The organism is Paenibacillus sp. FSL L8-0708, from assembly GCF_038009325.1.
Taxonomy (GTDB): Bacteria; Bacillota; Bacilli; order Paenibacillales; family Paenibacillaceae; genus Paenibacillus_AQ; species Paenibacillus_AQ odorifer.
In genome coordinates, this window is sequence record NZ_JBBPBC010000001.1 from 5687530 (window position 1) to 5706670 (window position 19141).

The following is a 19141-nucleotide window of genomic DNA, read 5'->3' on the forward strand; positions in this document are numbered from 1 at the left end:
TCATTAGGGAGTTGTCATTCAAAAGACAGGCGGCCCAAGTATCATCAAGAGCCCGCCTGCTGAGATTATTTATTGTTCGGGGATATTAACTGTTTTATTTCGAAGAGTCAAAACTTGCTTTTTCTTTTTCAAGCTGCTTTGCCCATTCATCCAATAGTTCTTTGGCACTCATCTTTTTGGCCATTACCTTCTGGATCATAGGCTCCATATTCGTCTGAACCTTGTTATAGCCCGGCAGATAAACGGGATTATCGGTAAACTTCGTGTCCGGTGAGCTCATCAGGTCTGCGCCCGTCTTCACGTAAGGCACGTTTACAATCCAATCAGCATCCAATGCATCAAGATAAGTCGGAATTTCGCCATAGAGCTCTCCGTACTCACTATCATTGTGCGTTACGAAATACGTCATGAATTCCCATGCTGCTTCCTTATTCTCGGAGTTCTTTGTCATCATCATCACCGATGGTGTAACGCCGGGGTGAACGCGATAGCCTTTGGCACCCATAGGGAATGGAACAGCTGTAAACTTGGTTAAATCGTCATTGAATGCTTTACTGTGAGCGCTTGCGGAACCAAGGTTATGGAAAATCATACCTACCTTGCCGGACTGGAACGAAGCAGCCAATTCCGTCCAACCTTTGTTCAAGTCATCTTCAGGTGTATTGACATTATAACCGCTCAAGTATTTCTCCAGAAACTCTACATTCAGTGGATCGTTGATCGTGGCTTTGCCTTCTGGCGTGAAATAGTTCGTAATTCCCGAGTATGAGTACATAAGATATTCCAGCGAGGTAGCACTTCCGGCTCCACCCCGTATAGAGTATCCGTAACGATCCTTGGACTTGTCAGTCAACTTCTGTGCGTTGTCAAAGAATTGATCCCATGTGTCCGGATTCGGTAGATTTGATTCCTTCAGCCAATCCGAACGAATCCATTCCATCCAAGGCAGAACGCCATAAGGCAATCCATATAACTTCTTGTCAACCGGATCCGCTGCTCTCATTGAGGTAACCGAACCCGTTGTGATCTTGTCCTTTCCTTCCCAGCTATCGAAATAAGAATCGATTGGCTCAAGCACATCGCGTGCAATAAAGTCGGACGTAAAGTTATTGATCAGGTCCGGCCCTTGTCCAGCAGCAATAGCGACATTCAGCTTTTGTATATAACCGTTCAAATCTCCAGGCACGCCCAAGTATTCGATTTTAATATTCGGATGCTCAGCCATGAACTCCTTCGTAACTTTTTGCCAGAATACATCACGGTCCGGCGTAGTAGCCGCAGCCCAGAACGTAAGCGTTGTCTTCTTGCCGGAATCTTTCGTTTCAGTACCACTGTCGCTAGTCGAGCTGCTTGGCTGGGGACTGGCATTCGACGAGTTGTTGTTATTGTTACTGCTTCCGCAACCACTTAACACGCCTCCAGCCAACATGACCGAAGCCATGACAAGTGCCCAGCTTTTTTTTCTTTTGAACATGGTGTTGAACCCCCTCAAAATTCGTCGCTCAGTTGACGAACACCGGTTATTCGTCATGTGTTTAGTTTAACTTTCGTCCTTCTCATTTTACATAAGATTCTTTTCACACTTTGTTTGGATTTTTTAAAATCATACAAAAAAAAGCCCCGATTGATTGCCTCGGGACTTTTTTCGCTTTATTTTCTTCTATATTAATTCAAATCTACTTAACTGCCTAGCCTTCACTTTAAATAGTGCTCTAATGTTCTCCGTACCGCTCCTGGGCCTGCCATCATTTCCTGGAACATAATCTCAATCTTATCACCTAGACCAATCTCGTACAACGGAACCCCAAAAAGTCGCTCATCTTCAAGAATGGGGCGCACACTTGCGGTTTGGTCTCCAAGCGAAACTCCCTGCAGGTAACCTTGCAGTGTTTCTAGTAACGGATCTGAACTCAATGTGAAGACCTCTCCAGCATCATTCACTCCAAGTAAGTAACGACACCACACAGCGATAGCCAGTGGAATCGCCGTTAGCTGCGCTGGATCGAGCTCCTCCCGTCGAATATAGGATTTAATAGTTTCACCGAACCGTATACCCACCTTCTGCGAAGTATCTGTAGCAATCCGCTGCGGAGTATCGGGGATAAATGGATTGGCAAAACGCTCCGTAAGGACTTCGTCCAGGAACTGCTTTGGACTGAGAATCCCCGGGTCCACTACGACGGGCAGGCCTTCTTTGTAACCGATTATCTCCACAAACCTCCGCAAAGTATCGTCCTTCATCTCATCCGCGATCAAGGTGTAGCCAAGCAGACAACCGGAAACAGCAAGCGCCGTATGCAGCGGATTAAGGCAGGTCGTTACTTTCATCGTCTCCACCTTGTTGACTGTCTCCCGGTCCGTAAGAATAATTCCGGCTTCCTCTAGTGGTGGGCGTCCGTTCGTAAAGTTATCCTCCACTACAAGATATTCGCTGATCTCAGCATTTACGAAAGGAGCGGTATATGTGTTTTTGGAGGTAATGATCACATCCATATCACCAATTCCCTGTTCCAGAAGCGCTGCCTGTACACTCTCCGAAGGACGTGGTGTGATTTTATCGATCATGGACAATGGAAAGGTTATTACTCGTTCATCTTCCAGATAACGCACGAAGTCTTCTATAACAAGTCCTCTTTGGGCCCATTCCTTAGCGATGGACACAACACCGTTCTTCAGCTTGTCGCCATTGTGTGAGCAGTTGTCCATGCTGACAAAGGTCATCGGATATTGGCCTTTCAGATATCTTCGATAAGCAAGCGAAGCTACAATGCTCATGACATGAACAGGATGCTCCGGTCCGCTCTCAATATCCTTTTCCACAATGCCAAAATATTTATCGTACGGATCCGTCAACGAGTAACCCTTCTCCGTGATGGTGAAACTAGCCATTTGCAGGCTGGGATTCTCGAACACCTCGATCAATCGACGGTACTCCGCTTCGCGGTTTTTGTCCGCTGCGATTCCCTCCACAATACTACTGACTACTCTTTTGTGGAAATCACCACGAGCATTCATCAGTACTAAAAGGGTCAGATTGTCGTAGGGCTTGTAGACTTTATCAATCATTTCGAAATCAAAGGTTTCCACCGCAATAATACCTGTATCCGACTTTCTGCTATCCAGCAGCTTCTGATGAGCATTTGCCACGAATCCTCTGAAAATATTACCTGCACCGAAATGAATCCATTCCGGTTTAAGCTGTGTATTGTTTGCTACCTGCTCATAGTCGAACTGTGGAAGCTCCACACCAGCAGCTTTCCAAGCTGCTTTTTCCCCTTGGATACTGCTTCTGGTCAGATGCAGCATTTATTTTGCCTCCTTGACATTATCCAAGCTATCCCAAACACCAAGCAAATACATGATGCCCATAGCTCTATCATACAAGCCATAACCCGGTCGGCAGTTCTTCTCTTCCCCCCACAGATGCCGCCCGTGATCCGGACGTACATAACCAATGTATCCGTTCTCATGATAGGCTTTGACCACCTCGGCCACATCAACACTTCCGTCACGCCCACGGTGCGACACCTCAATGAAATCACCGTTCTCAAATACCTTCACATTGCGGATATGGGCAAAATGAATACGATCATGGAACTCGCGGATCATCGCTGGCAGATCGTTATCCGGATTCGTGCCGAGTGACCCTGTGCAGAACGTCAAACCGTTGTACGGGCTGTCCACTAAATCCAAGAAGCGGCGGATCATATCCCGATTGCGGATAATACGCGGCAGTCCAAAGATCGGCCAAGCCGGATCATCCGGATGGATAGCCATCTTGATGTCCACTTCCTCGCATACTGGAATAATGCGTTCCAGGAAATACTGGAGGTTGTCGAACAGTTTATCTTCCGTCACATCCGCATAAGCCGCAAACAGCTCATCCAGCTTTGCCAGCCGCTCCGGCTCCCAGCCCGGCATTGTGAACTTTCCAGCTCCCTTCAGAATCCGGTCCACCATCTCACGCGGATTATCGGTAATGGCAGCCTTTTCATAAAAGAGAGCATTCGAGCCATCAGGCAACTCTTTATACAGCTCTGTGCGGGTCCAATCGAAAACAGGCATAAAATTATAGCAGATCACCTTAACGCCAACCTTGGCGAGTTTACGAATAGTGTCGATATAAATATCGATATATTTATCACGGGTCGGCAAGCCGATTTTGATATCATCATGAACGTTGACGCTTTCTACTACAGCCGTGCTGAAACCCTTGCTGGTGATTTGGTCCGCCACTTCTTGGATCCGTTCCATTTCCCACACTTCTCCGGCTACTTTCTCATGCAAAGACCAGACAATCCCCATAACACCCGGAATCTGCCGAATATGATCCAGCGTGATATTGTCATTGCCCTCGCCATACCATCTCCACGTCATGTTCATTGATAAACCCTCCTGTGAATTCGTTTTCAACTATCTTGTATACAAGATTTACTTGATCATAGAATAAGAACAATTCTTTGTCAATCACAATTTGATCAGGAATTTTATCCTGAAATCAAGGAATATCCACCCTATTTTCATCCCAATGATTTTAATGAACGAACTTATCATGTATACTAGTACTGTATCTGTCATTAACAATTGAAAGCAGGAACAGAAATGTCAATTAAAGCTGAAATTCTAAACACACTGAAGCAAGAAATCCTCACGCTGGCGTTAAAGCCAGGCACCATTCTGAGTGAAACAGCCTTGTCTGAGCGGTTTCAGATTTCACGTACGCCGTTGCGTGATGTTCTCAAACAGCTTGCACTGGAATCTTATACCGATATCTATCCGAAAAAAGGTAATATTGTCTCCTTTATTGATCTTGAATCTGTTGAACAAATCACATACTTGCGTTGCACACTGGAAAAGGAGATCCTCAAGGATCTTTCTGCACAGCTTTTACTACCAGGAGTGCACGAGCTTAAAGAAATTCTTAAGAAACAGAAAGAGGTCATCGGGCAGGAGAATGCTGTAGATTCTTTCCTTAATTTAGACGACGAGTTTCACCGGGCCTTGTACAGGCTTGCTGGACGTGAGTATCTGTGGACTCTGATCCAGCAGTCGAATGTACATTATCTCAGGTACCGCAGACTGCACATGCTTAAGACCGACAAGCTGGAAGAAATCTGGAACGAACACCAATCCATTCTTGAGCTTATGGTGCAAAAAGAAACCGCCAAAATCGGCCCGCTAATCCACCACCATCTCCGGGAAGATATTCATTCACTGGATTTTCAGGAGAATTTCTCGGAATATTTAAAGAAATAGTCAGCTAAAAGGCAGCTTACTGCCTTAAAACAAACAAAGAGACATCGTATGGAATTCTCCGTGATGTCTCTTGTTCAATTTACATAACGTTCTCTAAATCCAATTATCTCTTAATCCGATACAGAATGACTCTCTTTTTGAGCCAGCCAATCAATATGGCATCCATGAAACCCATACCGCCACGATTGATTTCCCCATATTTAGAGTTTCCGTGTTTCCTCGCTTGATGGGTTACCGTAACTTCAATAACTGAAAAGCCGTTCATCTTAGCCACCGTGGGCAAAAAGCGGTGCATTCCATTATATAAATAGAAACTGTCAGCTACCTCCCTTTTGAAGAGCTTCATAGGACAGCCTATATCATAAATTGAACCTCCAATAATCCAATTACGGATTTTTTTCGCGAAACCTGAAGAAACTTTCTTAAACCACGTATCTTTATGATCTGCCCATTTTCCATTTACAAAATCTCTTTTCTTGATGAAAGGCATTAATCTAAAGATGTTCCGTGGATCTGTCTGTAGCGCTGCATCCATAAGGGCGATCAGTTCGCCCTGGGAATTTTTTATCCCCGCCCAAATGGCTGCCGTTTGCCCGTAGTTTTTTTCAAAATGAATGACCTTTACCGCTTGATCCATCTGTGCGATTTCATTTAACAGCACGGCACTACGATCCCTACTTCCATCATTCACCAGTACGATTTCGTAATGCTCAATTCTCCCTCTTAATGCTTCAGTAATACTTAAGTAAAGATCGTATATATTTTCCTCTTCATTAAAAATAGGTACGACCACGGAAAGGTGAGTCATCGAGCAACACCTCACTATCCACTTATTTTAGGAGTTCAGTAGAGAGGTTGGTTTTAGGATCCCTCACTAGTCTTAATTGTTTTTTCTCAACCGCCTTCATCACTTCCTCACCTTCTACATCCAGGTTAGGAAGCAAGCGATCGAGCCACTTCGGCAAATACCACGCTGATTTTCCCAGCAAAGTCATTACACCGGGAACGATGAGCATCCGGACAACAAAAGCATCGAACAAAACCCCAAAGAGAAGTGCAAAGCTCATCACCCTGATGTTCGGATCTTCTGCCAGCATGAATCCCGTGAAAACAGAGATCATGATCAGTCCTGCAGCTGTAACTACCCCGCCGCTGTGATGAATACCGGCCAGAACGGACTTTTTGGCATCCCCACTTTTCTTAAATTCTTCCCGCATTCTACTGACGAGGAAAACTTCGTAGTCCATGGCAAGTCCGAACAAAATGCCGACGACCATGATTGGGAGAAAATTGAGTATGGGAGCTTGCCCATTAAAATGGAACACATTTTGCAAATGTCCATCCTGTATGACGAAGGTAATGAAACCTAATGTAGCCCCCAAAGAAAGAATAAATCCCAGGACCGCTTTGATGGGAACCAGGATGGACCGGAATACCATCACTAGAAGAACAAAAGCCAAGCCGACGATGATGATACAGAATTCAGGCAGCGCCTCGTTCAGCTTCTGAGAGATATCGATATTTACGGCTGTGCTCCCGGTTACTTTCAGTTTCACATGATTTTGACTCTCGATTTCTGCTGCTTGACTGCGAATTTGTTTAACCAGATCTACCGTTTTATTATCTGCAGGACCGGTAGCCGGAATCACATGAATCAAAGAAATCTTTCCGGAAGGACCAGGAACAGCAGGAGCAATCGTACCAATGTTAGGATAGGTTCTAAGTTGTTCCAGCGCCCCAGACAGATTGGCTGCAGCATCTTGTCCACCATCAGTTTCGGCTAGGATAACGAGCGGACTATGATACCCCACACCGTATGCCTCTGTCATCAGATCGTATGCCCGCCGCTCAGTTAATTCCGGCGATTTTTGCGCATCATCCATGGTGCCTGTCTCCATGTTGAAGAAAGGTATTGCAATAGTGCCCAGCAATGCTACACCAAGGATCACAGCCAACCATGGGCGCCCGGTAACAAACCCCCCCCCATAAATTACCTCGAGTCTCGTTCTTTTTGTTGCGGGTTGAACCTTTGGAACTTTTTTTCGATTTGGCTTTGATCAAGCCTCCCATCGCTTCGAGGATAGCAGGAACCATAAAAATAGCGATGAGAACAGCCACGAAAATGCAAAGCGCAGCGGCTAAACCCATTGCGGTAAGAAAAGGAATACCAATCACCGACATTCCCGCAAGACCGATAATAACCGTTATGCCTGCAAAGACAACCGCACTCCCTGCCGTGCCGTTCGCAATCGCAATTGCTTCTTTTCTTTCATAACCTTCGGCAAGCTGTTGCCGATATCTTGAGATAATAAACAACGCGTAATCGATCCCCACTGCCAAACCAATCATGCTGGCCAGAGATAGAGCAAAAGAAGGGGTGTCGAAGAAATTCGAGCCGATGATGATCAACATCACGCCGGTACCAAGACCAATGACTGCCGTAAGAATCGGTAAGATCCCCGTCAGAACAGATCCAAAAGCAACGGTGAGAACAAGAAGCGCAATGAGCACCCCTATCCCTTCTGTAACGCCGCCGATCTCCATTTTCACATAACCAGAGCCAGTTAATTCAGCTTGTAAGCCGGCATCACGCAAAATACCTGCCACATCAAGCACACGTTCCTTTGATGTTTCTGTAACATCACTACCTGGAGTATTGTATGAGATGGTGGCATAGCCAATTTTGCCATCTGCACTTACCGAATGATTGTCATAAGGACTTACTACTGCTGTGACCGCCGGATCCTTAGCCACTTCCTCTAACTGTGCACCAATTAATTGCTTAGTTGTGTCTGAGGATAAGGTTTCATCCGTTAGTGATTTCATCACCAACTGAATTTTGCCGCTGTTATCCACAATGGAGGGAAATTCCTGATACATCTGTTCCATCGTTTTTATGGACTCCAGTCCAGGGATAGTAGTTCCCTCATGAAGCTTAGGCCCCATCGAAAGAGCTACGATTGCCGAGATCAGCAGGATGGCAATGCTTCCTAGAATGACTTTAACGCGGTTGCTCGCCGACCAGAACCCAAGCCGGTACAATAATTTGGCCATTTCAGTATCGTCTCCTCTATACTAATGTTTTTCTCTATGCCTTTATCTTATAGAAGAGAAGTCTTGCTAACATCGTCCAAAGGGGCGGACACGCACTGCCCTTTCGGGCAGCCCATTAGTCCGCAAAAAAAACATGCGAAAGATTTCTTTCGCATGTTCAAAATTACATATGTAAAATCCCCCGTTCCAAAGCGGCCGCCACTGCCTGCGATCGCGAATCTACCCCTAGCTTGTTGTAAACATTCGTCAGATGAGCTTTTACAGTACGTTCTGAGATTCCCAAATCAAAGGCGATTTCTTTACTTTTGAAGCCCTGCGCTACACTTTGCAGAATTTGAGTTTCTTTATCGGATAACAAGGATACTTCTTTATGAATCGGAGCCGAAGCCTTCTGCTGCTCGCGAGCAGAAATCACTCTCTCCATGATTTCTGCTGAGAGCAAGGTTTCTCCTCTTATCGCCGATTCAATATTCCTGAACAAATTTTCCCGGTTCGTATCCTTTAATAAGTAACCTCTCGCACCCAAGGCCAGTCCATTAATCATTAATTCATCTTCGTTGTAAGTCGTCAAAATAATAACTGGAACGGAGTTGTTCTTCTCCCTCAATACCTTCATGGCTTCCAGTCCGCTCATGACCGGCATATTCAAATCCATCAGGATCACATCCGGTCGCACTTCATCTATAAGGGTTATAGCTTCCTGCCCGTTTACCGCTTCTCCAACAATTTGAAACTGTTCATCCGTCTCCAGGATCAGCTTCAAGCCTTCCCGAACAACAAAATGATCATCTACGATCAGAATTTTCACTTGCGTCATGTAGGGTCTCCCTCACTAAATGATGTCTCAACCTGAATGCTTGTTCCAGCTGAACTGCTGCGCACCTTCAATTCTCCTCCAATCAGCCTTACCCGCTCCTGAATCCCGAGTAAACCGTAGTGTCCGGCATCCTTGCCGATGGCGTCTGTGTTAAATCCCAAACCATTGTCTCTGATTTCTATAAAAAGCCGCTCATTTTGATCGGACAGGGTAATCCACACCTTGTCAGCCCGGGCATGACGGGCGATATTGGTCAGACCTTCTTTTATAATGTGTAAACTATGTTCCATCATTACTCTAGACAACCGTCTGGTAAGCTTAAAATCCATGGTTACAACGATACCTGTAGCTTCACCGAAATGCTGTGTTTCATAATCGACCGCTTCCCTAAAATCAATCTCTGAAGCTGATTTCGCCCGCAAATTGTCAATTGCTCTACGAGCTTCGGCTAAGGTTGTGCGAGCCTGCTTCATAGACTGTCTGACAATTTCTTGAGAACGCTCTGTGTTACCCTTGGTCATATGAGCATCCGCGGCTTCGAGCTGCATAATTAATCCAGCCACTCCCTGCGCCAACGTATCATGCAGATCCCGAGCCATTCGTTGGCGTTCATTAGCCAGTGTCAGCTCCTCTACCTTTTTATGGGCCTCTTTTAGATCATGCAAAAAATTCTGAATTCTGAGACGCTCGCGAACCTGTTGAAAAAACAATAATGTATACGCTAAAACGATCACAAGCATCAGAACAAATAATGGCATAAATACGATCAATTCATCGGTATCGCCCACAGTAAGCGATGAATCAAAAAACAAAATTATACTAATAAGGGCAACGAAGACGATTCTTTTTATCCGAAATGAAAAACCAAGGCTTTGGGCAATCAGGACCGGAAGCAATCCCATCAACACTGCTTGGTACCCCTGCGGCATCAAAATCGCACAAAGATAAATTAAAATTGCTTGTGCCGAAAAATAAAACCAAAATTGCTTATTAGTGATTCGATAGGAGTTCCAGTGCAGCAAAATATGGACCGTGAATAAGCCTGTAAATATAGAACTGGATAATATTTGAGGGTCCTTAAGAAACTGCAGCAACATAGTTCCAATATATACAATGGATACCCAAATCAAAAGCGGCAATCTGGACGCAAACAATTCATCGATGAACAATAGTCCGGCTTTTCTTTCTTTCACTTGGCTGACCCTCCTTCTCCTCTATTATAAAGATTTAACCTACATGTTGGTAATGTACGAAAGTACATGTACGTTTGGGCAATCGAGATCGCCTTGTCTGTAATGCCTTCCCGGATAAAACTTCGTTATAAGAAGAAGCACACACGATCTCTATTCCCTATTAAAAAAACAAAAAAACCTTGATTTCTCAAGGTTTTCGTAAAAAATGGACAAGAACTATAACCCCGCACTAATAGCTTAAATCTGCACCGTTAGAGGTTATGACCTTTTTGTACCAGTAAAAGCTGTCCTTACGCAGACGCAGCAGCGTTCCATTGCCTGCATCATCCTGATCAACATAAATGAAGCCGTACCGCTTGCGCATCTCTGAGGTGGAAGCCGAGATCAGATCAATACAGCCCCAGCTGGTGTAGCCCATCAGCTCCACGCCATCGGCAATGGCTTCCGCCATCTGCTCAATATGCTGTGCCAGATACTCTATCCGGTAGGGATCACGGATCGTGCCATCCAGTTCGAGCACATCTGCAGCACCCAGACCATTCTCTACTACGAACAAAGGAAGCTGGTAGCGGTCATGCATCTCCTTGAGCACAAACCGCAGCCCCTTTGGATCGATCTGCCAGCCCCAATCGGAAGTTTTCAGGAAGGGATTCTTCAGCCCTGTGGACAGGTTACCTTCCGTGGTGGCCGTGATACTCTCATCTACACTGACTACTGAGGACATGTAATAACTAAAGGAAAGAAAATCCACAAGATTGTCCCGCAGCAAAGCTTCGTCTCCCGGCAACATGGTTATTGTCACTCCATGCTGCTCCAAATGCCGGCGGATATAAGAAGGATAATAGCCTCTAACCTGAACATCGGAGCAGAACATTGCCATTTGGTTCTCAGCTTGTGCTTTCAGCACATCACCGGGATGACAGGAATATGGGTAGAGCAGCTTGCGGGCCAGCATGCAGCCGATCTGGAACTGCGGATTGATCTCCCGGCCCCGCTTAATCGCAAGCGCACTGGCTACGAACTGGTGATGCAAAGCCTGAAAAGCAATCTGCTTCTCATTTGACTTGCCATCCAGAATAATCCCTGCGCCCAGAAACGGCGCTTTGAGTGTACAGTTGATTTCGTTGAAAGTCAGCCAATACTTCACCTTATCCCGGTAACGGGTGAACACAGTCTCCGCATAACGGACGAACAGCTCCACCAGTTCTCTGGATTCCCAGCCGTTGTATTTGGTGACTAGGTGCACCGGCATTTCATAATGGGAAATGGTGACCAGCGGCTCGATATTATATTTGCGCAACTCATCAAAAACATCGTCGTAGAAACGCAGTCCTGCCTCGTTAGGTACCTGCTCATCGCCATTCGGATAAATACGAGGCCAGGAGATGGACATACGGAATACCTTAAAACCCATCTCAGCGAACAAGGCGATATCTTCTTTGTAGCGGTGGTAGAAATCAATCCCTCTGCGTTTGGGGTAATTCCCCAGATTATCATCCTGTACGGCCTCTTCTAGCTGTGGACCGGACATGGACAATAGCTGTTCCAGGCTCTGCCGTTCCTTAGGAGGACAATATTTGACTACGTCAGCAGTGGACAAACCCTTGCCGCCCTCATTATACGCGCCTTCGACCTGATTGGCGGCTACCGCACCGCCCCACAGGAAGTTTTCCGGAAATGGATAAGTCATCGGTTGAGCCTCCTTTTATTAATGGGTGGCAGCGGTTGCTGCCGCTTTAGCTTCAGCCTGCTGCTCTTGCTCCAGCGCTTCGGCATCGGCTTTTTTGAAGAATGGATAGTAGATCATGAAGCTTGCGCCAATCATAACCAGCTGGAACGCACTTACGCGCCAGCCCCCGTTCATCCAGCCATTGACCAGCACCGGAATGCCCAGCGGTACCTGAATCCCATGCAGCACAGGAAGGATACCCAGCGTCGTCAGAAGAATCGCCAGACCACTACTCACCAGCGGAGTCAGGATAAATGGAATCATAAACCGAACATTCAGCACCAATGGCATCCCGAAAATCACCGGCTCATTGACACCGATCAGACTTGGGATAATTGCCAGTTTACCAAGTGTCTTATAACGTGTAGATTTGGCAAACAGCATCGCAATAATGAGACCTAACGTTGCCCCTGCACCACCGATCAGTACATAAACCGGGAAGAACGGCGAACCAATGATATGCGTACCTTCCACACCTCTTTGGTAAGCGTCCAGATTCTCAAGTCCCAAAGCCACCCAAATCGGGCCGACAACGGAATAGACTACCAAGGTGCCGTGAACTCCAAAGAACCACAGCAGGTGAATTACGAAGATGCAGATCAGCATCGCCCACCAGGTACCCCCCAGACTAGTCAGTGGCAGTTGGATGATCGAGAAGACAAACTCGTGCATATTGCCATATTTCGTTGCGGCGAAAATCGCCGTCAGCACTAGCATCAGAACCGCTACGATAAAACCAGGCGTAAGCGCGGCAAAAGATTTCTCGACCGTGGGCGGAACACCCTTCGGCATTTTGATATAGAATTTCTTTTCCAATACAAAGGTATAGATCTTACCTACCAGCAGTGCCAGGATGATTGCCACAAACAATCCCTTGGCGCCTAACCAGGAGTAACCAAATGCTTTGGTCACGCCATCATCCAGTAGTCCTTTTGGTGTAACTAGCAAGAAACTCATCAGTGCCAAAATCCCTGCCGAAAAACCTTGCTGCTTATGTTGGGTAGCGAAATTGTAAGCGATGGAGAACACCGCGTAGAGTGCGATCAAATCAGTGGTTACGGTTGCCGGAATCGAAGTATAAGTTTTGAGTCCAGTGCTTTCCAGGAAATTCTGATAAGGATCAAGCTTGAGTGCATTAATCAGGGAAAAAATAGCGCCCAGAATCAAAATTGGCATCAAGGCCATCAGACCGTTGGAAATAGCGCTGATATAGGTGTTTTTTTGGATTTTCGTGCTGACTTTCTGGATCTTGGCTCTCCATTCTGCGCCGCCTGCCATGACTTAAGCCCCCTTCTCCATCAGTTCAAGTGCTGTAGCCAGCACCTTGTCCCCATCCATCATGCCATAGTCCATCATATCGATCGTAGTTACTGGAATGTTCGGATATTCTGCGGCCAGATCGCCTTCGGCGTGTCCCATTTGTGGTCCAAGCATAATGATGTCAAAAGGCTTTTGATCGGCGATGTCACTCTCCGCCACCGCATCAATAACTACTTCAACCCCTTGTGTCCGTGCCGATTCTTTCATCCGTTCCACCAGCATACTTGTCGAGAATCCGCCTGCACAGGCGAGCAATATTTTTTTCATCTTAGTTCACCGATCCTTTCAATTCTAGTTCGAGCGCTTTGCGTTCTTTGATTTCTTCGATCAGTTCCACAGCCAGTTCTCTAACCGTCAGGGCATTCATCAAATGATCCTGCGCGTGAATCATCAGCAGCGTAATTTCTGTCTTTTCACCCCGGCCTTCAGCCTGGATCAGCCCCGTTTGCACTTTATGTGCTTTGGTCAGGCTGGTCTTGGCGTTCTTAATCATCTCGCCCGCTTCTTCCAGGTTTCCGGCGCGCGCGGTTCTTACCGCTTTTAGGCTAAGGCTTCTTGCCTCTCCGCTGCTGGCAATAATCTGCATAATCGTTTGTTCATAATCCATGGGTTCTCCACTCCGTATCGTCATTTTATTTATAGTAGGTTCTCTATCTCATTCATAAATTGCTCATAACTATTCGTGTTTAGCAGCCGGTTACGGCTGTCTTCCTTCTCCATTAGAACCAGTAGCAGCTTGCTGATCTCTTTGTGCAGGAATAACTGCCCCGGACCCAGATTGATCAGAAAAATCAATTGGACCGGCTTACCCTCATAGATCAGCGGTTTCTTCAACACGGTTACACTGATACAGTCGCGGATCGCGCTCATCCGCATCGGATGCGGGCCGGCCACCCCATTTTTGTAAATGGTGGTGAATTTCTGCTCTCTGAGCAGCACTTGTTCGGGAAAATCGTCAGCTGCATAATGATTGCCCACGATCTCCCGGCAGCGCTGCTTTAACAGCTCCATGTAATCTTCGTCCGAACCAGACAGATGAAACAGCTCCCTGCGGAACAAATCCTTGAAATCCATCAGCTTGTAGGACGGTTCTGTGCGATTAATCTGCAAAGACAATATTTCTTTGATCCGCTGAATCTCTTGATCATCCAGCAGCTGTTTGATATGGATCACCGGTTTTTCCTTAATCTCTGTTGCCAGCGGCACAGTAGAGAGGATCAGATCCACAGGCTTGCTGCTGATCTCCTCCACCTCCGTGATGGAGGCTGTGATCACCGACGCTTTGGGGAATACCGCTTCCAGCTTCAGCCGGATTAACTGGGCACTGCCCCCTCCCGTCGAGCAGATCACGGCAATCCGCTTGAACTTCTCCAGATTGCGCTGCTGCATCCGTTCCAGATGGGTGGCAAAATGCAACGCGACATACCCTGCCTCATCGCGCGACATCCGAAACCCGTACTGCTCCTCTACAATCTCAGCGAAGCGGAAGGAAATGACGAACACATTGGCATACTGGCTGTAAACATCCTCCACCAATGGGTTGCCGAGCTGAAGATTGTAATACAACCGGTTCAGCAGCGGGAACATATGCAATAGCAGTGCTTCGCGCAGCTCTTGATCTTGAGTGAATCCAGTAAGGAACTCGCGGTCCAAGCGCTCCAGAATAGCCGTGATTCCCTCCCGCAGATGCGATTTGGTCTCTTCCGACATCCGTTCCATAATGGTCTTGCCAGAAATGTGCAGCGCCAAATAATCAATCTCATCCGCCGGAAGCTTAATCTGGTATTGAGAGGAGATGAAATCTGCAATACTCCCGGCAATATCCTGATACAGCGGCTCAGGTGTTCCCTGCAAGGCTTGTCCAGCCACAATGAAATTGTGCTTGGAAACTCTGTAAAGAAGAATGAACAGATGGGTCAAGATATTATCCAGAAACACATCCGAGATCTTCAGTTCTTTTTCCTTGAGGATTTGCAGTAGAAATCCCTTAAGCTGCTCAGCATCGAAGTCCTGACTAAAAGCATGAAAATCCTCCGTATGCTGCAGCGTATGACCCGATTGCAAGATAAAGTAAGAAAAGGCTTTACGGAAGTCTTGCTCTTCCCCCTCGATTTTCATGCCATAATGAGCCCGGCGTTTCAAGCTAAGCCGGAAAGCGGCAAGTCGCTGCTCTACTTCCTTCAGATCGGAAATAATAGTAGAACGGCTAACGCCGATTTCTTCCGCCATGTTATCCATAGACTGATAGCTATCGTTCTGCAAGAGATAGAATAGTAAATACTGCTGGCGTGATTGCTTATTATCGAGATCCACCTGATCCAGCTGCAGCATTCCTTTTTCTTGGTAGCTACTGAATTTGGCTTCATCGCCAATCTCCAGTAGATAACCCTGGCCGCGGATCATACGGATACCGAAACCATTCGCCTCTCCTGTTTTGTCGAGTGCACGGATCACGTCACGGAGAGTCCGTTCGGACAACCCCACTTCGGCAATCAGCTCACTCATGCGCACAGGACTCTTGCGGGTATATAAAATATTAACAATCGTATATTCTCTCACCTTAAATTCCCTCATTTGTGATACTAGTATCGGATGAAGCACTCAGCTGGTTATGAATACATCATACGTGGAAGCGTTATCTTCTGAACAGTTTGTATTCTGCTGTTTGGAACGGCAGAAACTGACGGATAGGAAAATAACGGATTAAATTCTTAGCATACATTATTTGTGGCCACAAATCAGGAGGAAATATACAACAACGAGGAGAGTGTGATGTGAGGGGAATAGGATCAATATGTAGGTTGGAACCAGAAGTATCTTTTACTAATCAAAAATCCCAAGGTCAGTATGACCTTGGGATTTTGATTATCTTCTGCGGGAAATCCCGCATGGCTTTGCAATATGTTATCCACTACATGCCCACAGCTGAGGAAACTGCGGCAAAGATTGCCGCCACCAGCCAAAGAATCGGAAACAGCTTGAGTATTACCTTTAACCATTGTCCAAAATTGATCCGGGCGATGGCCAAACCTGCCAGCAGCACACCGCCTGTTGGCGAAATGAGATTCGTTAATCCATTTCCAAATTGGTATGCGGTTACTACCGCTTCGCGGTTAACACCCACAAGATCGCCTAATGGTGCAAGCACAGGCATCGTCAAGGCCGCCTCTCCTGATGAAGAAGGAACCAAGAACGTAATAATATTATGCACGACCAGCATGATGGTGGTGAACAAGTAATTCGGCAAACCCTTAAGCATAGTAGCCAGGCCATTCAAAATGGTATCGATAATCATCCCGTTCTCTGCAACGACGAGGATCCCCCGGGCCAAACCGATGATCACGGCAGCGTAGTGTGAGTTATATTTCATCTTGGCATTAAAAAGGCCTCAATTCGGCGATTCTGCCACAACAATAGCTAGATCCATCTTATTGCAATTAAATCAAACCGTTTCCATTCTATTTGAACTGGAACCAGGTTAAATTTGCAACTGTGGTTGAATCTGACTTAACAAAAGTTACATATACGGTATGGGTCCCTACAGCGGTCCCGGCATTAAGCGGGATATTCTTGACTGACCATGTCTGCCATCCGCCTGTGCTTTCTGCTGTCCAATAACCCAGCATAGTGCCCGTAGGACTGTCCAAGTGGAATTCTATTCTTCCGCCGGAATTAGCGGATGCAACCTTCAAATCAATACTTGTTTTAGCTGTACTACCAAAATCTACATTTTTAAATGCTATATAGTCGCCATTACTCCCTCCACCAACATCCAGCCCACCATCAGTGCTTGCCTCATAGGAAATAACACCTGAACTAAGGTTATAGCCTTCCGCTTCAAATTTCAATGTGTTGAATTTTGGAGCTGCAGCATAGCTGTTAGTATCTGTTATTTTCAATTCTGCCAATGTAGTTGCCGCAACTCCACCGACGCGAACATTGTTTAATGTAACTCCGGAGACAGTAGATGTGTCACTCCAACCCTTCATTATTGAAACTTCACCTAAAGCGCGTAAATTTATATTATTATAGACCACATTTTTTATCGGACCGGTTTTCGCAGAAAGATCAAACCATCTGGAGTGAACACCGGATCTTGGCCAGAAGCCTTCTACATCTATATTGTCAAATATGATGTTTTGTGCTGCTGGGTTCCATAAAGATGACCTACTGCTAAAGCACGCCAGCACCGGTATACATAAGAGTTTTTAACAACTATGCCATCCTGAAGCTGTTTCACTCCATCTCCAACCTTAAATGCTCCACATCTGCTCCAAGCCAAAGCATCATCCACAACTACATTTGACTGGCTTTCAGGACTTCCAGGCCAGTTTGCAGCTATATCCGTAGTTTCTACATCCCATGTCTTAAATGAGTATGTGTCATCCTCCGATACTGCTACAGTGTGCTTTATGAGTACATTCTGGCTCTCTTGAATGTCGATTGCATCATTTTCATAATCAAGTTCATTGTTGTTGAAGTGCTTTGTATTCTGGAATGTTACGTTATTAGATCTTGTAACTATTGTAGCCCAGCCACCGCTGTCTCTTATTGTTATGCCGTCAACCGTGAAGTTGCTGCACTGCAAGGGTACAAGAATATTGTTCAAATAATTGTTTGTATTTCTCATATAATGGCCATTGCCGTCAATAGTCCCCCTGCCGTATATCTTAATATTGTTTGCATTTGTTTCAGTATAAATAAACCATGTTCCATCCTTACCCAGAGAATTCTTATGAAAATGGGTAGTGTAATCGCTTGGATTTCCTGAACCCCTTATAACAGAACCACCCTCCAGATAAACCGAAACATTGCTTTTTAAAACAAGGTTTCCGCACTTATAAACACCGGCTGGAACGTATACTATACCGCCACCTGCTGCGTTAGCCGCATTTATGGCGTTTTGTATTGCAGTTGTAGCCATAGCGGCACCGGTACTGTCGGCACCGTACCCGGTTTTAACATTGTATATACCTGTACCGGATGAAGCCGGAACATTGGTTTCAAGAGCATCTGCCGCAATAACCAGATCTTTCAGGTTATTGATTTTAACTATAAGATATGTTGGTGATGAAAGTGTAAATGTAAGTGTATTTCCGCTCTTTGTTGCGGTGATTCCCAAAGCTTTGGGAGAAATATTATAGGTATTGATTGTCTCGCTTGCTGTTATTGTGATTGTAGTAGTACCTGAAAAAGAGAAATTACAATAATTATAGTTTACAAATACCGCCGAAGTGTCGATTACCGGTATATTTGTAGAGTCTGCTGTTACCGTGTATTGACTGGTCGTGGTATAGATCGATGGTAATGGATAGCTTACAATTGTGCCCGCCGCTCTTGCTGTCAAAGGAACGACAGCTAAAAGACTGGCGAGCATACAAACAATTAAACTTAATAGTTTTAACCTTTTTAGCATAAATAAACACCTCTTTCATATCTTCAGAAAATACTCTGTCATCAGTGAATAATGATTTCACCAGTGATGCTCTATTACTCTTTTCATAAAGTCGACATATTCCTGTTCAGCTTCGGAAGTGGCAGAGTAATACTAACCTTTTCTGCATCAGCAAAGTTTCCTTTTAAAATACGGCCCCGGTTTTGTTCACCTTGTGCAGAATTTCTGCGTTGGTCGCTACTACTGAGCTGTATTGTTGCATTTTATGCACAATCTCCCCACGGTCGCTGCTATTGATTTAGCATTGTTGCACTTCATGCACAATCTCCGCGCAAGCCGCTCCAATCATGGCACATGGCCCTACTGTTACTCCGCAT

Annotated in this window: 17 protein-coding genes; 1 reads left to right on the plus strand and 16 read right to left on the minus strand. The window is 45.8% G+C overall.

Annotated elements, in window-relative coordinates:
- Positions 1-94: 94 nt before the first annotated feature.
- From NYE58_RS27005 to uxuA, 3 genes are all read right to left on the minus strand, one after another.
- Positions 95-1474 (minus strand): ABC transporter substrate-binding protein, encoded by a 1380-nt coding sequence (locus NYE58_RS27005; protein ID WP_076128897.1) that lies wholly within the window; start codon positions 1472-1474, stop codon positions 95-97.
- Positions 1475-1695: 221 nt separating this feature from the next.
- Positions 1696-3306 (minus strand): mannitol dehydrogenase family protein, encoded by a 1611-nt coding sequence (locus NYE58_RS27010; protein WP_076276788.1) that lies wholly within the window; start codon positions 3304-3306, stop codon positions 1696-1698.
- Positions 3307-4383 carry a mannonate dehydratase gene (gene uxuA / locus NYE58_RS27015; RefSeq protein ID WP_076128893.1) on the minus strand — a complete coding sequence of 359 codons (1077 nt, stop codon included), beginning with the start codon at positions 4381-4383 and terminating at the stop codon, positions 3307-3309.
- 219 nt (positions 4384-4602) lie between these two features.
- On the opposite strand from uxuA, the gene NYE58_RS27020 reads away from it, so the two are divergent.
- Positions 4603-5256: a GntR family transcriptional regulator gene (locus NYE58_RS27020; RefSeq protein ID WP_076128891.1), complete on the plus strand. Its 654-nt coding sequence runs from the start codon at positions 4603-4605 to the stop codon at positions 5254-5256.
- Between the two features lie 103 nt (positions 5257-5359).
- Here NYE58_RS27020 and NYE58_RS27025 read toward each other — a convergent pair whose 3' ends face one another.
- From NYE58_RS27025 to NYE58_RS27085, 13 genes are all read right to left on the minus strand, one after another.
- Positions 5360-6064, minus strand: coding sequence for a glycosyltransferase family 2 protein (locus NYE58_RS27025; RefSeq protein WP_076220313.1), 705 nt, complete (start codon positions 6062-6064; stop codon positions 5360-5362).
- 22 nt (positions 6065-6086) lie between these two features.
- Positions 6087-7139, minus strand: a complete 1053-nt coding sequence (locus tag NYE58_RS27030; RefSeq protein WP_341003481.1) for an MMPL family transporter — start codon at positions 7137-7139, stop codon at positions 6087-6089.
- The gene (locus NYE58_RS27035; protein WP_341003483.1) at positions 7132-8310 is read right to left on the minus strand and encodes an MMPL family transporter; all 1179 of its coding nucleotides are present in this window, start codon (positions 8308-8310) and stop codon (positions 7132-7134) included. The genes NYE58_RS27030 and NYE58_RS27035 overlap by 8 nt, the downstream gene beginning before the upstream one ends.
- A 163-nt stretch (positions 8311-8473) precedes the next feature.
- Positions 8474-9127, minus strand: a complete 654-nt coding sequence (locus NYE58_RS27040) for a response regulator (protein ID WP_076218827.1) — start codon at positions 9125-9127, stop codon at positions 8474-8476.
- A complete protein-coding gene (locus NYE58_RS27045; RefSeq protein ID WP_076218828.1) occupies positions 9124-10320 on the minus strand; it encodes a sensor histidine kinase in 1197 nt (398 codons plus the stop codon). The genes NYE58_RS27040 and NYE58_RS27045 overlap by 4 nt, the downstream gene beginning before the upstream one ends.
- Before the next feature lie 229 nt (positions 10321-10549).
- Entirely contained in the window at positions 10550-12010 is a 1461-nt protein-coding gene (locus NYE58_RS27050; protein ID WP_076218829.1) for a glycoside hydrolase family 1 protein, read from the minus strand.
- An 18-nt stretch (positions 12011-12028) separates the two neighbouring features.
- Positions 12029-13327, minus strand: coding sequence for a PTS sugar transporter subunit IIC (locus NYE58_RS27055; RefSeq protein WP_076128887.1), 1299 nt, complete (start codon positions 13325-13327; stop codon positions 12029-12031).
- Positions 13328-13330: 3 nt separating this feature from the next.
- Positions 13331-13636, minus strand: coding sequence for a PTS sugar transporter subunit IIB (locus tag NYE58_RS27060; RefSeq protein ID WP_036683292.1), 306 nt, complete (start codon positions 13634-13636; stop codon positions 13331-13333).
- A 1-nt stretch (position 13637) separates the two neighbouring features.
- A complete protein-coding gene (locus NYE58_RS27065; RefSeq protein WP_038572728.1) occupies positions 13638-13976 on the minus strand; it encodes a PTS lactose/cellobiose transporter subunit IIA in 339 nt (112 codons plus the stop codon).
- A 29-nt stretch (positions 13977-14005) separates the two neighbouring features.
- Entirely contained in the window at positions 14006-15928 is a 1923-nt protein-coding gene (locus tag NYE58_RS27070) for a BglG family transcription antiterminator (protein WP_076191835.1), read from the minus strand.
- Positions 15929-16280: 352 nt separating this feature from the next.
- The gene (locus tag NYE58_RS27075; RefSeq protein WP_248549335.1) at positions 16281-16739 is read right to left on the minus strand and encodes a TIGR00366 family protein; all 459 of its coding nucleotides are present in this window, start codon (positions 16737-16739) and stop codon (positions 16281-16283) included.
- A gap of 88 nt (positions 16740-16827) precedes the next feature.
- Entirely contained in the window at positions 16828-17358 is a 531-nt protein-coding gene (locus NYE58_RS27080) for a carbohydrate-binding protein (protein ID WP_341003484.1), read from the minus strand.
- A 128-nt stretch (positions 17359-17486) separates the two neighbouring features.
- A complete protein-coding gene (locus NYE58_RS27085) occupies positions 17487-18785 on the minus strand; it encodes a glycosyl hydrolase family 28 protein (protein WP_341003485.1) in 1299 nt (432 codons plus the stop codon).
- Between the last annotated feature and the right edge of the window lie 356 nt (positions 18786-19141).